Source organism: Bacillus sp. ISL-18 (genome assembly GCF_018613415.1).
In the GTDB taxonomy this organism is placed as follows: domain Bacteria; phylum Bacillota; class Bacilli; order Bacillales; family Cytobacillaceae; genus Neobacillus.
Genome location: NZ_JAGGQG010000005.1, coordinates 50,642 through 65,750 on the forward strand (window position 1 = coordinate 50,642; position 15,109 = coordinate 65,750).

Annotated in this window: 9 protein-coding genes; 6 read left to right on the plus strand and 3 right to left on the minus strand. The window is 34.7% G+C overall.

Going from position 1 to position 15,109, the window contains the following annotated elements:
- The first annotated feature begins 2,313 nt into the window (after window positions 1-2,313).
- The 3 genes from yhfH to J7E81_RS08815 all read left to right on the plus strand — a co-directional run bounded on the left by yhfH (window position 2,314) and on the right by J7E81_RS08815 (window position 5,280).
- Complete coding sequence (yhfH, locus tag J7E81_RS08805; protein ID WP_215041785.1) at window positions 2,314-2,448, plus strand: protein YhfH; 135 nt, start codon at window positions 2,314-2,316, stop codon at window positions 2,446-2,448.
- A gap of 1,745 nt (window positions 2,449-4,193) precedes the next feature.
- Window positions 4,194-4,667 carry a hypothetical protein gene (locus J7E81_RS08810; RefSeq protein ID WP_215041786.1) on the plus strand — a complete coding sequence of 158 codons (474 nt, stop codon included), beginning with the start codon at window positions 4,194-4,196 and terminating at the stop codon, window positions 4,665-4,667.
- Complete coding sequence (locus J7E81_RS08815; RefSeq protein WP_215041787.1) at window positions 4,648-5,280, plus strand: hypothetical protein; 633 nt, start codon at window positions 4,648-4,650, stop codon at window positions 5,278-5,280. The genes J7E81_RS08810 and J7E81_RS08815 overlap by 20 nt, the downstream gene beginning before the upstream one ends.
- A 262-nt stretch (window positions 5,281-5,542) precedes the next feature.
- Here the strand turns inward: J7E81_RS08815 and J7E81_RS08820 are convergent, their stop codons facing one another.
- Window positions 5,543-5,962, minus strand: coding sequence for a hypothetical protein (locus J7E81_RS08820; protein WP_215041788.1), 420 nt, complete (start codon window positions 5,960-5,962; stop codon window positions 5,543-5,545).
- A 250-nt stretch (window positions 5,963-6,212) separates the two neighbouring features.
- Here J7E81_RS08820 and J7E81_RS08825 point away from each other — a divergent pair, with 250 nt between their 5' ends.
- Entirely contained in the window at window positions 6,213-6,461 is a 249-nt protein-coding gene (locus tag J7E81_RS08825) for a helix-turn-helix domain-containing protein (RefSeq protein WP_251028547.1), read from the plus strand.
- A 525-nt stretch (window positions 6,462-6,986) separates the two neighbouring features.
- Here J7E81_RS08825 and J7E81_RS08830 read toward each other — a convergent pair.
- Together J7E81_RS08830 and J7E81_RS08835 are read right to left on the minus strand one after the other, a co-directional pair.
- Complete coding sequence (locus J7E81_RS08830) at window positions 6,987-8,642, minus strand: helix-turn-helix domain-containing protein (protein WP_215041789.1); 1,656 nt, start codon at window positions 8,640-8,642, stop codon at window positions 6,987-6,989.
- Window positions 8,636-9,127 (minus strand): hypothetical protein, encoded by a 492-nt coding sequence (locus J7E81_RS08835; RefSeq protein ID WP_215041790.1) that lies wholly within the window; start codon window positions 9,125-9,127, stop codon window positions 8,636-8,638. Before J7E81_RS08835 ends, J7E81_RS08830 begins: the two co-directional genes overlap by 7 nt.
- Before the next feature lie 2,304 nt (window positions 9,128-11,431).
- On the opposite strand from J7E81_RS08835, the gene J7E81_RS08840 reads away from it, so the two are divergent.
- Both J7E81_RS08840 and J7E81_RS08845 read left to right on the plus strand, forming a co-directional pair.
- On the plus strand, window positions 11,432-12,550 hold the full coding sequence (locus J7E81_RS08840; protein WP_215041791.1) for a hypothetical protein: 1,119 nt from the start codon (window positions 11,432-11,434) through the stop codon (window positions 12,548-12,550).
- A gap of 906 nt (window positions 12,551-13,456) precedes the next feature.
- Window positions 13,457-13,840: a hypothetical protein gene (locus tag J7E81_RS08845; RefSeq protein ID WP_215041792.1), complete on the plus strand. Its 384-nt coding sequence runs from the start codon at window positions 13,457-13,459 to the stop codon at window positions 13,838-13,840.
- Window positions 13,841-15,109: the final 1,269 nt, after the last annotated feature.

Genomic DNA, 15,109 nt, shown 5'->3' on the forward strand with positions numbered 1-15,109 from the left:
CAACCATATTTATTACAAACTCTATTTTAATCATTTTGAACAACCTGTTATCCAACTATTGAACTAACTTCATTAACTCCTTTGCTATGTACTAACTATCCTTACTAAAACTAGTAGCTTATCAACTCTCATATTAATAAAAATCAAATTGGGATCATCCAACAACCATTTCATCTGTATACATGCAAACTAATATTTCCTACATTAGAAATCGCAACAACGAATCTATTACTATGATTAGAAAGGTCTAAACATATGACACCACCGTTTTTACGTTTAAATTAACATATATTTTATCTTTTAGGTTGTAATATATGATTACATTATCTTTAATTTCCTCTTCACAATTTTCATTCATTGATACATTGAATTTATATGACATGATCTTTATGTTAAAAAATCGTTTCGAAATCATTAGAAATTATCATATATAGATATTACTTTAGCAAATAATCTCTAAGTTGATTTACATATTCATTTTTCAAATTTCCGAGCAAATCAACCTAAATTTTGTTCTCCAGCACTCTATAATTAGTTTAGAACTAATTACTCCCACTTCTTTATTAAGTTTAACTAAAACAGTGAAATAAATTTAAGATCTCACAACTGATACACAACACATCTAACATATATATTTATATATTTTTATTATTAAATTATATATTTAATAATAAAAACAAAGTTAAAACATCTATTATTATTTATATTAATATTAACTTTAAAACGTATGTTATTATTAACAGTAATAATAACAATATTGTTGTTGTTAATGATGAATATGATATTTATTTCTTGATTAAACATTTTTGAAAGATACCTCTGAAGAGAACTAAAAGATTTTACCTATTTGATACAGACTTATCTGTAGAAGTGGAGGAAAATGTATCAATAGGAGAATTTAAACTAATTAATAAGGGAATAGAAAATTTGTTAGAAGAGTGAGAGTTTTGAGGAAAACTTTACTTCTTATCGTTACTATAAACGTATGAAGTATTAACTTATGTCATCTCTCAAATGATTTAGAAAATGATTAAAATGCTTATATAGGTTAATCAGTTGTATCACATGTTTAATTAACAAATTTCATATATGATAACATATATGTTTAAATCATCTTTAAAATATATTATTTTTCCCAAAAGCGATGCTTCGAACATAACAATTAAATGAAACGCTGTTCCATGCTAACTAATTCATTCCAAGTGTAGAATCCACTTTAATATCCATTAGATTCAACACCAACCACTAAATCCTACTAAATAATCAATAAATTTTATTTTCTCCTTGAACTCATGTTTTTTCATTTATAATTTCACTGATGCAATAAACTATGAATCCAAAAAAAATAAGACACTGAACTTAGGAAACTGTTAGCTTCATTACGATGTCCGTAATAACTAGTTTGCACAAACCTGTTATCCACCTTAGAACTCAATTGACTCTGGTCTTACCTTCATTACGAAAACTAGTGGGTCATCAACCTCTATGAAAATAGTATTGAGCCAATTCGGATCACCAATCAACTATTCATTGTGTAAAGGAAATTTTATTTTCCAGGATTACTCATCGTAACAAAGAATCGATTACTATGCTTAGTGCCATATAGACATATAATGCCACTATCTTTGAAATTAAAATTAATATATATGTCAATTTATAAGATGATTTATATGTTAAGAACATCTTATAAGTTCATAAGATGTTGACATTTTACCATAGGATCTTTTATGTTAAAAAAATCCTTATCGGAAAACATTTGAAATTATCAATAATAAATGTAGCCAATAAGCTGAAGGTTAAATACATCTTCATCTTTAAAATTTCGAACAATACAATCTTATTCTGTTCTTCATCCTTACCCAATTACTCCAATATTAAGAATAACAAAAGCTGTCAATTTAAATGAAGCAGTCACGATGGACACTTTAATTTTATTAAAATATTTATTTTCAGCTTGCTGAATTGACCTACCACATTCAATAAAAGATATGTTATTAATGACAATAAATATAATTATATTGTTGTTGTCAATTGTGATGATAATTATCTCTGATATTTATATTCTGGAAAGGAACATACCAAGAAAATAAAAAAGGTTTTACCTCATTTTCTCCAGATAGAGAATTATCAGTGGAAGGGGAAAAGGGGATAACCTAAAATAATTATCATCGGAAAATAAAAGTTGAGAAGTTTTATTTTTAAAAATTGTCAGACTTTATTGAAAAAGGTCTGTACATTTTTCTACTTTTTGTTTATACTGTACTACAACAAGGGTAATTAATATTAACTGTATTAATAAAGGAGGAGATTTAAATGTTAGGTAGTCCGGTTGAATTTTTTCGCAATTTACCAAAAAAGGAATGCCCTGAATGCGGGCAGCATATGCAAGAGCAAGCAGAAAGTTATTTGATGGATTGTGATCATTGTTCATCCAAAAAAGAAGAGTAAAGTGGTTAACTCTCCAGCATTGCTGGGGAGTTTTTAATTTCATTACAATACATTACCGTTTAGGAGAAAATTAGGCAGACATAATTCCTTTGCGCAATCACTTAAAGATTTTGAAGACATATATTTGTACAAAAGTGAACATTGTATCCAGCAAGCGAATTCTCTTTCAGGGGGAGCTATCAGTTTATTAGAAATAAATAGCCAGACCCCAGACCTCTCCGCGAAAATGAATAGGTTTTTTTATCTCTATAAACTAAGTAGTTTTAATTGAATAACTATTCCTTTGGCATCTTAACGACATCTACATAAGTGTTAGACTAGTATCAAACAGTCAAAACTTTAAGCTGAAATACAGGTCGCGAAAAAACTTGGAATATTGTTCCAATGGTATTAAACTAAGGAACTTGTATTAAAGAAAATAGAGGCGCGGCAGCATTTTTCTTTTTTAACTAACAAAGCAAAACGTCATAATTAACCGCGTTTAATTTAATTAGAGGTTTGGATTATTGAAATTTGATGTCAAACTAATCTAAAGGAAGTTATATAAATAAGAACAATATATAAAACATAGTCGATAACGACAATGAAACATATATTAATAATAACAATAATATTAACATATAAAATAGTTACATTTTTAACAATAAAAATAATAACAATCTCTAATTGATTGGCTTTAACTTTTGCACTTCTTCTAAGCACAGAATTTCTACAGACTTTTTTTATGTTTACAATTTGTATAGTTCGGACAATTAACGAATTACAGATATGTATTACGAATAACGGATTTCTTTATAAAAATCTAAGTATCCTGGGCAACAAGTGAAAATCATGGTGATAATAATAACTAATGATTTCTGGTTCTTGTTATCCACTGACTTTTGAGTTTATCTTTGAGATATCCGTTTTTACCAAAAACTGTTAGAGCCAGTGAATCTATCATGTATAAGAAATTTTTATTGCTTTTCATGGAAAGACGTCAGTTTGTCGGATTAGGACATCCTGCTTACATCTCCAATTCAAGGTACTCGGATCTTTTAATTTTAAAAAACAACAGAATGATTCACAATAATAAAATAGCTGCTTACATTTTTCCGTATTTCTACATTTTCAATAAAGGCCTAAACTCTTGTTCATTAAATTAATAAGATGATGGAAAGTACTATGATGACGTCATTTTAACCATACACCAAGATAATAGACGCTTGATACATCCAGTTTTGAGCCAAAGGTTTAACTCCTTCTTATATATCTAATAAAGTATATCTAATAAAGCCGGAAATGTGGAAAAAGGGAAAGAAGATAAATCAGGAAAACTGGGGAGGAAAGGCAACGTTTTCTAAACTAATCTATTTAATTATTAAACAACCTCTTCGAATCTAACCTTATAATCCAACTCTATAATTAATAAAGATTAGGGCAATAAATTTAGAATATGATATCCCTGTGTTTAGCTCATCTTTGAATTCTTTTATCTAATTTCCACCTTAACCAGTTTCACACCCGCTTTTTTTGCATCTTTGACTGCTTTTTTTAACTGCTTTGATACACTTTTATCCTTCTTTTTATTTGTCATATTCAACCTTCCTTTCTAGGATTTTGTAGTATCCAGTATTCCCTTATTCTAAAAAAATATACAAAAGAGTTCTATAATCCCCCTTCCCTCACTATATATCTAATAAAACATGGAAAAGTGGAAAAGTGACCATGAGCTAGATTGAAAAAGTAAGAGGGGGAGAAGGAAAGTGGAGAGCTTAAACCCAATGTTTCAAAACAATGATTCAAAAAAAATTATTTCAAAAAAAGAGGATTTAGAAAGTTTCCCTAAGAAAAGACGACAACCTCGTTCGGATAAATGCCACAATATCAAGTTCCCTGTAACACCTATCATGCAGATGAAATTGCGCACCCTCTGTAAACAAATGGAAAGATTTATTCAAACTAAAGAGGGACAACCTTTAACTCAGACCGCATTTAATACTACCCTCTTACATTTCGGGTTAAATCATATTGATATAGTGGACTGGGTCCAGGATTATAAAGATACCAAAACCTATATGCATACCATGCTGCAAGAAAATAGTTACAAAGTGATTGGTGGTCCGTATGGACTGGCCATTCAAAAACAATTATCAGAACGTAAGGTAGTCTTCATGATAATGGCAAGCGTCTTGCATTGGATTGAAAAGGGTGGTTCTCTTGAAGAAATCCTACAGTAAATTGAATCTTCTTCAAAAAAAATTACAAGGCCTCTCTTCCCCAAAAGGCTTTTTTGACTATATTCTAGGAAGAAATCGAAAGTACCTAACCATTGTCACCGGTTACTACGATTATATAAGAGGAGAAGTGTTTATTGATGACATGTTCGATGTATTAGATGATGTGCCTCGAGGATTTGATTTAGCTGTCCTGATTCATCTGCTTTATAAGGATTTCCTTACCCAAATCAAAAAAGGGAATATAAATAAGCAGGTTGCAGGGTTCCTGCTGTCAGGAAAAGAACGATATCTAGGAGAAAAGAAAGTAGAAAAACGAGTGTTGAAGGCATTGACAGAACGAGTTTTTACGTTCGAATCCATTGAAGAAGAGGTCATCGAGGAGGAGTCCGAAAAAGAGAAGAAAGCCTACATTACGATTCAAATGAAAGAATCTGAAATACTAAGGGGAGAGATTTTTTTACATGACCTCACCCCTTATCTGAACAACGAGCATGTAACAATTGAGGACTTGTTGACCATCCTTTATTTGGACTTCATCAACCAGATCAAAGAACAGGGGAATTCAGATAAAATACAAAAAAGTATTCTTTCTCACCTGAAATCAGCCCTTTAGAAACGATATCAGGTGGGAAACCCCTAAACGATAACTCTAATTTTAGAACAACTTAAAACTTTTACAATACATATTATTGAACACAGCCGGATTGCTTACAATATAAGTAATTGTAGGTAATCAAACTATAATCAGTCTTCTTTTTAATTAGGATTGCTAAGTATGCAAATACCCGTTTGCCAAGATCCCCTAAAATGGCCCATCATTAATCCCCTAAGTCCCTGTGAAGTGAGTAACCAGTACCCATACTCTCCTATTCATTCTAATCCAGTGTAAAAACCAATCCTCCGGTAACCTTAATTGGTGCGGAAGGATTCTTAGCCTGTTCGAATCGGATTTTCCGATTTTTTTCGATCTCGGGAACTAGTCTCATAGTGTTTTCATGATCCTTGATTATTTTTTCTACTTTTGTCTGCTCTCGAGTGACGTCCATCCTCCCAGTATTTATTTTAGAGGACTGCTGTTGCCATAAACTGTTCTGATCTAGCGACCAAGGAGGAGAAGGGAGAGGGACGTCACCTTTTTGATACTGCTTTAATAAGTTGTGAAACTCCTTCGAATGGGCAGCTGTAAACAGAGCTGCCCTTATAATCTGATTTCTATCTAGATGAGTAGCATGAAAAAGGGCATCCACATAGGTTTTGAATACATCATCATAACGAACGGTAGGTCTATATACCATAAAATGACGCCTCCTTTAAAACTTTAATATAGAGATGCATGTAATTGACTGAACATCGGTTCCACTTCGAAATCCATTCGGTTTCCATATGCTAAATATTTTCCGTTGATAAGTGACCATATTAATACCCATTTTGACGTCTCCTGACGTCCTTAGTACAAGGTATGAGCCGTGGCTTGTCTACTATTCCCAACTTTTTGAGAATCAATCGTATATTTTTGGGATTAAGTGTCCAGAATGGGGAAATAAGATGAATGAGAAGGGAGTAATAAAAATGTGGGGTATGGGCAAACCACGGAGTAAATTAGGGAAGTGGATGGATCAAAAAGGATTAGAACAACAAGATCTAGCCAAGATTGCTAGCGTAAGTAAAAATACAGTAACGAAAGCATGTAGCGATACTGACTACATTCCACGCCCGGACGTCATGAAAAAACTATTGAAAGCAATACGGAAAGTGGATCCTCATTTGAAAATGAGTGACTTTTGGGATATGTGATTGGACAAAACCCTTCATCCTAGAACCTTACGAGTGATTTTCTTAGCCTTTGTTCTGGAAGTAAAAAAATTGGTAATGGAACTAGTTAAGATTCCCAACTTCCATTACCAGCCCAGGTTTATCTCTGTTAATCTGTGAAATAGATCTAAAAGTAAGTGGAAATTCCCATACACGAAAATCTGTCCAGCAATACTTTTATACCGATGATTTTAAGTGTTTTTTGTTTTGAATATAAATAACCATTTTATTGCATTTTCTACCGCCTTAAGGCGGTCTGGCTTAACTTTAGTTTGTGTAGTTCTCGATCTTACTTTTAGAAAGGGTAACTTTATATAGATGAAGATGAAAAGCTTTTCAAATTTTTTGATTTTTAGATACTTTTTACACGTATGCTGGCTCAAGTACAACGTATCTTTTCTTAATCCCATATGCCTTCCTACAAAAAATCCTCTTTCATGCCTGGCCAGAAGAGGGGAGTCTAACAACACCTCTTTTATCAAAAAAATAAGCATCGAATTCCGATGCTTATTTTGCCTTTAACCATTCCTTCATTTTTTCAATATTCTCAGTATATGGGCGTTTAATTAAGTTCCTTTCATATCTGGATAAGGTACTATGGGAAATGCCCATTTCATTAGCCGCCTGTGAAATGCTTAATCCTCGGTCAATTCTTTCCTTGTTTACGTTTTCAGGGGTCACTAACTTTTCTTCCACCGCTTCAATCGAAGCTGCCGCCTCTATTTCCGTTAAACCTTTTAACATGGTCGAAAAGTTTACGGGTTCATAATCATGGTCTTCAATCATCAATAAATCCCGGTCATCCCCAATTCCTGTGATTTCAGTGGGTGGAATAATTTGAACACGTGCTTTTAACCAAGTGTTTGCGAACCAGTTTCTCTCCTGCTCAATTTGCTGTTCCAAGTCTTTTTCCTTATAGCTCCACTCTTTAATGATTCCGTCCATTTGTAAGGTATCTAATATTTCTTCAAATTGCTCCTTAATCCTTGAACCATATCGAGGGTTCACATCTAAATCCATGACGTTTAGCAAGCCTTTTTCTCCACCGATATGATAGGCTCTTAAATAGTCGGCACTCTTTTGACGAATCCTCCACTGCCAGGATAGATAGCGTGATAACCGTTTATGATACTTTTGCTTCGTTGGATGGTATTCGAGTGTCTTTAATGCTAATAAACCACTGCTCTTTTGGGATCCGAACAAGAAGTTGGAAAGTAATTCCCCTGGACGGATACTGCATTCATATATACCAATCGGATTATCCCCCCGGTAAGCAACCGTTACGCTATCCACCAAAAATAACGGATTGAATTGCACTTGACCAATTTCTTCAAAGTTACCCTGATCCTCGTTTATGAACCTCAAATTTTCTCGTTCAATCCGAATCCATATGGTCGTAAGAGCAGCCAATCTTTTCATAATATCGTCCCGTTCTTTTTTCCGATAAGAGGTATGATATCCATCTGAATCTTCGCTTCGTCCTTGCAACCTCCTTAGATTCAAGGCATCATCAGTATGAAAATGAATCATTTGGTCTTTATGAGTGGCCTGCTGCATCCATAGTATGGAAACGATATCGAATATATCTGCTGTTAAGTCATCCATCGAGGTTATGGCTTGAGAGGTGAGATTTTTCCATTGCTCTATCGCTGCATTGGATTTCATTTTTAGATAGGCATCTTCGGATCTAACCTGGGCAGTCGCTTCTAATGCCTTCTCGGCAATCTTTGCAGTAGGTATTTCCGTTGCAATGTCAAATTCATTTTTACTGATGGTTTCCCTTAATTTATGAAATAATAAAGCTGAACCGGAATCTGCAAAATTCTGATTTAACAAAGAATTTATTACTTGTCTATTACTAGATTTTAATGAACTGAGGGTAGTCTCTTCCCCAACAATCCGTATGTATGGACTGACAAAACTACGAATTTCGTCTTTATATTCCTGGACCCATTGTTCCATATTCTCAAATTTCAATTGATGGTCTTTCCCTAAACGATCCATGATCACGAAAAAAGCCTTTAAGGATTGGCAAGGCTGATATTCTCCTTCACTTGCCATAAGATGACGGATATCTTCATTCCACTCAACGAAGAGTTGAGGTTGATCTGGAAAAACCGTCTTCGTAACGTTCAAAAATTTATTTTGCAAGGTATTTAACATGATTCTTCACTCCGTCCTTCCCTGATCGGCCCTATGTTTTCAAATGAGCTGTTTTGAATGTAATCATGGAAAATATCTGTTTCTATAATACCCAAATCATGCAAAAAGCTGATGGATTCAAAAGAAAGGAATTGAGCAATCGGATTTTTTTCTAGGATGATATTTATCAACTGTTTGATGTCCTTTTCTTGATAAAGAATATAATTCCCCGCACATTCGTTAATTTCTTCAGGTGAATAGATGGTTTCTCTCATAGGATAATTATGTTTACATTCATATACTATTTCACCATCGGTATAATATGTAGTTAGACCAGATTCTTTACTAGTCTTATAGTATTCAATCTGTTTTCGAAACCATATGGGACCACTTGATAAGCTGATTACTGGTTTAGGCAGCACACCACGAAAATGATAGGTGGAGACCTTTCTCCGATCCCATCCAAGGATTTCCCCCGCCTCTTTAACACCTACTAAAAAACCCATCCATATTTCCCCTTATATACCGTATAAGGTTATTATGATTGAGGATTGTTGCATTTGTCAACACGTCTTTGTCCTTATAAAATCCATGGTTTACTTTCTACATCAAGGGTACCCCTAGATGTGCAACTATTTCTTGCTTGACGTTTCCACTCACAATGTGCATACTATTTATTTCTAATGATCCTTTCTTCAAACAAAATAGAGATATGCTCTCCATTAACTGGTCGCGCACTAATATCTTCACTTTGACGGTTTCTCTCACAATGTGCACAACCTTTGAGTTCTTAAAAGCCCTCCATCCCAAAAATCACAGACATGTGGACTTTTACTGGTAGAACTCTTGTAATCTCTACTTTAGAGGTCCTCTCACAATGTGCATAACCTCTTGTTTTTCATAAGTCATCCATTTTAGAATAGCACCTTTACTGGTCGTGTGCTTATATTCTCAACTCTGACGTTTCCTTTCACAATGTGCACAGCTTTTTGTTTTCCTCCTAGTCATCCATTCCTAATCACAGGCTTATGACATTCTACGGATCGTGTGCTTAATTCTCTTCTTTGACGTTTCCTTTCACAATGTGCACAGCTTTTTGTTTTCCTCCTAGTCACTCATTCCTGAATCACAGGCTTATGACATTCTACGGATCGTGTGCTTACATTCTCTTCTTTGACGTTTCCTTTCACAATGTGCACAGCTTTTTGTTTTCCTACTGGTCACTCATTCCTGAATTACAGGCTTATGGCATTCTAGTGAACGTATGCTTATATATTCTCTATTTTGACGTTTCCCTTCACAATGTGTACAGCTTTTTGCTAACCTAACAGTCATCTATTCCTGAATCCCAAGCTTATGACAATCTACTGGGCGTGTGCTTATATTCTCTTCTATGACGTTTCCTTTCACAATGTGCACAGCTTTTGTTTTCCTATAAAAGTCATCTATTCCTGAATCCCAAGCTTTTGACATTCTACTGGGCTTGTGCTTATATTCTCTTCTTTGACGTTTCCTTTCACAATGTGCACAGCTTTTGTTTTCCTAAAAGTCATCCATTCCTGAATCTTAAGCTTTTGACATTCTACTGGCGTGTGCTTATATTCTCTTCTTTGATGTTTCCTTTCACAATGTGCACAGCTTTTGTTTTCCTAAAAGTCATCCATTCCTGAATCTCAAGCTTTTGACATTCTACGGATCGTGTGCTTATATTCTCTTCTTTGACGCTTCCTTTCACAATGTGCACAGCAATTCTTCATGAATACCGTCATTCAGGAAGAACAGAGATTGATTTTTATTGACTGGTCGTGCACTAATACTTACTACTTTGACGTTTCCTTTCACAATGTGCACAGCTTGTTAAAGATCATCCATTTGAATAAGAGGGGATATGCTTTCGATTTTTGGTCGTGCTCTTATTTTTTCAACCATGATGTTTCCTCTCACAATGTGCACATTTTTAATAGAGAGGTATGCTCTCCAAATTACCGGTAATGCACATATATTTTCTACTTTGACGTTTCCTCTCACAATGTGCACATTTTTAATAGAGAGGTATGCTCCCCAAATTACGGGTAATGCACCTAAATTTTCTACTTTGACGTTTCCTCTCACATTGTGCACATTTTTATATAGAGAGGAATGGGGGTCGTGCACTTACATTTTCCACTTTGACGTTTCCTTTCACTATGTGCACAAATGAATCCACGAATCATTGTTACTCCTATCTTACTCAAAACTGTCCATCATAAAAAGATTGACGCTTCCTTTCACTGTAGTGCACCAGTAAATCCTGTGCAACTTTTTTTTGCCTGACGGTTGCTCTCACATTGTGCACAAGATCTTGAAACCACTATGTTTATATGTCGGATGAAAACCTATTAATGAATGGAAAAAATTAAATCCTATCTAATATAAACACAAAATATTGCAAAGTTTTCTCTTTCTAATGTTTGAATATGAAAGATAATGACGTTTCCTCTCACACAAATCAGCAAATATTCCTGTGCAAGTTTTTGGTTCTATTTTTGGGTTTTGATTAAACCTTTGAGAGAAACGCTGATTTAACAACATTTCTCTCAATCCAGTTATCTAGCAAGCATGACGTTTCCTGTCACATTATGCACAAATCATAAAAAATAATGACGTTTCCTTTCACATAAAAAAATTCAAAGTTTTTTTCAAACCCTTGTCCCCCAAGGGTTTCACGCCTATTGTGCAACTTTGAAAATCCCTTAATAAAGGGCATCATTTCCTCGATTTCCATTCTGCTATAATTCAAGCTAGGAAAATAGACGAGAGGAGGGCCTACAATGAAGAGTAAAATGAGAATTGACGGATTTAGAATGCATCATGCCATACTGGAAGAATTCCGTTTTCTACGCGATGAGTCATTTGAACGCCCTCCTGCATCATGCTATGTCGTTTATATGACCATGTTAAAACAACTTGAAGTAGAACAGAATCAACGGGGCGTGCTAAAAGAATATAATCTTTCTGCTTGGGCAAAGAAACTTGGAATCTCGTATTCTACGCTTTGGGGAGGAAAGAAGTATTTAGAAGATCATCATTTCGTGAGAGAGGAAATACACGAAGGATTGCCTGTTCTAGTGCTAAAAGATGTGGAAAAGTATAATACACCTGAACAAAATGGTGGGGTTCTCAACTACTTGATCATACCACATGGCCTTTTTGAAACAAATATATTAGCAGAATTCGTTCGTACTTCAAATCCGGAAGGGATTGAACTGCTCTTATCCTTACTTAACCAATTTCGAACTGGTATGTCTTTTAGTAAAACAGGTGAGGTAGAGAAAATAAAGCAAGAGCGGACGATGAAGACACTCAAATTACAACTTAACAAAAATGCAAAAGGAGTCCGTAAAACATTGAGCGTGTTAGAGGCTCTATTTTCCATTGAATTTACTGGGATTGAAATCCGTGGGAAACAATTATGGATTAAGAAGATTTCCTTTTCCTTAAAACCGGAATGCGTGGAAGAGAATACAGATGAATTCAATGTTAATCCGCTCATGGCAAAATTATCGAAAGAGCTAACCTATTTCTTAGATGGTCACCAAATAAAATATAAACCAAGAGACCAAATCGATGTCATGCTTTCTTTTAAACAGGAAGTAGTGAATAAGCTGAACTATCTCATGGATGACGAAAACGAGAAATTCACTGTGCGTGATCGTTTCATGAAAAAATACTTCTTAGACATAATGGATTCGATTGGAGAGGTTATACATACGGAAAAACAACGAAAAGGATCTTTCCAATTTTACTCAATCGGTGCTTTTTTCAGAATGGCCTTCAGAAGGTATTTTATTGGATCTGTAAAAGAGCTGCCTAGGGAGCTTATTCATGAAGCTAAGATGAGGGAGTATGCTGCAACGGGCCAATTTCCGGTACTCCACAATTTAATTTAATAGAGACAATCAGCCTTGTGAAAAAAAAATGACCATCACAGGGCTATTGGTCTATCAAAAAAAGAAATCGCAAATTAAATGCTTAATAAAAAATTCCTTCCTTTTTTTCTGTCTAAGAATTATCACAGAAGAAAAAAGGGGGGGATTTTTTTTTTGAATATTGTATTCCGAATGATTACTTGTGTATTAGTGAATAACTGGATCAATCATAGAAGAAAAAGGGAGGAATTTTTTTCATTGAATATGGTGTTCCGAATGATTACTTGTGTATTAGTGAATAACTGGATTAATCATAGAAGAAAAAGGGAGGAATTTTTTTTTGAATATAGTGTTCCGTATGATTACTTGTGTATTAGTGAATAACTAAAATATGTCCTTGTGAATATGTAAATAGTATTAATAAATGCTTGTGAAAAACTGGATTCTATTACATACTCTTTGTGAAATAGTGGAAACTATGTTATTAATCATCTCCAAAATTGCTGAAAGCCTTGTTGTATAACGGATCCACTCGAAATAGTAAAAGTGCCTATTAATTTTGTTCTTTTACTAAATATATATTTTCTTACTAAATATATATTCTTACTAATTATGTTTTTTACGATGAAAATCCATGAATATATTAAACTGGTATTTAATACCCTATTAAAAATTTATTTCTATTATTAAAAACAAATGGACTATTCTTTTTAAAAGGCTTATTGAAGGTGTTTACAGCATCCGCCAAACTGGCTCATTAAGCATTCGTGTAACCAAAAACTAGGCAGGTTAGTGGAATAAAAAGTGCTAAAAAAGGGATGAAGAATATATAAAAAGGAGTCGGAAGATGGCAGGTGAAAAAAATGGACATTTAGTATTGTAATCGGGGTATGTAGTGCTGTCCTATTTGTAGGAGGGGGCCTTTTATTGAGAATTTACAAGGTCGATTTTAATAAAAAACTTCAGATGGCCATAACATTTGAAAACAATGACGTTAAGCCAGAGGAAGTTGCTTACAAATTTTGGTTCGAGCTTATAAAGCCTTATCAGGAAAGAAATCTATCACCGTGGGCGAGGCTGATTGATGCTAGATTTAACAAATTTCAACTGTTAATGGGAGAAAAAAAGGATTTTGCAATAGCAGCGACCTTTTGGGTTAAGCCGGAAAGTGAAACGTGGAGTATCTTCCACAACTGGGGTAAACGGCAAAAAGATGGGACCATTCAGAATATCCATTGGACGATGGGAATCAAGAATACAGGAAAGAAAGAATATAGGCATACAAGATTGAGGAAACCTCAAATGCGGTAGCAGGACTAGCACTTGTAAAAGAACATTATCAAAAGGAAGCGGGTGTGAAGGTAGCTAATGAAAATAACCGCTATTTCACTCAATCCCTTTAGCAGCAAATATGTACGGAGGACCAAGTTTAATGAACAAAAGGGCACTGAGACCCATCAGGTTAGGATTACTGGCCTCCACCCCTTGAATAGGCATGACATCAGAAATTAGGGCTTTAAAGTGCCATGTTAAGGCATACAGAGTTACACTGGGCGGCAGCTCTACGGACTGTTCAGAAAGGAAAGAGCACCTTTCTGACAATCCGTAAGTGTGGCTTCGGCATTAAATGAACCGATAACCACGGAATGTACGGCTCACGCCTACATTCCGTAGGTTCCTGTTCATTTACGGCTTACACTGCTATATCGAACGAGCCGAAAACCAGAAAACCAAAAGATTGAAAGACCAAAAGAATAAAAGACAAAAGGAGAGCAGCCGAAAGGGCTGCTTTTATTGTTCAGTTTGTTTCAGCCAGGCAGCCTTATGGCTGCTGTTTTTCTTTAGAAATCATGATTTAAAAGAAATTCTTTGAAAATACATAGTTCCTGCTTCTGGTCACAGCACTACGGACTTTTCAGAAAGGAAAAACGTCTTTCTGTCATTCCGTACGTATAACTTTGGCACTAATAGGCCCGATAACACTGTCGGTACGTCTGGTGCCTACATTCTGTAGGTTCCTGTTCCATTTACGACGGAACCAGCGTACCAAACGGGTCGAAAACTTAAGACGCTGGGCTCTTTGCCCGAACCCAGCCAACGGGATGAATATGTAACCAGATATTAACAAATGATATTTAGGATAATACAAATTCTATTACAGGTGATCTGCATGCAACTCGTGAACAAGCTAAAGCAACTACAGGATAAATTAAATGATTTAAATAAAGACAATAAAAACATTCGTTTCACTCAATTAAACAAATCATATATTGATTTAACATCAATGCCTAAGGGGAGAGCTAACTCGCCTTTTGATATAATTCAATGTCTACTTCATGGGCCGAAGGGAGGAAGGTTCCAAGTCACTGATTCAAAAAGTCCAATAGCTGAAGAAATACGGTGGACTAATCAATTCAAAGACTTAAATAAAGAATGGACGGCTCGACATTTATAGACTGGTGAACGCGATTTATATTTAGGCTTTCCATTTGTCTCTGGCACATTACAGGATGGAACCTTTATCCATGCTCCTATACTTTATTATCCAATACAGTTAACAAAACAAGATGGCGATTGGTT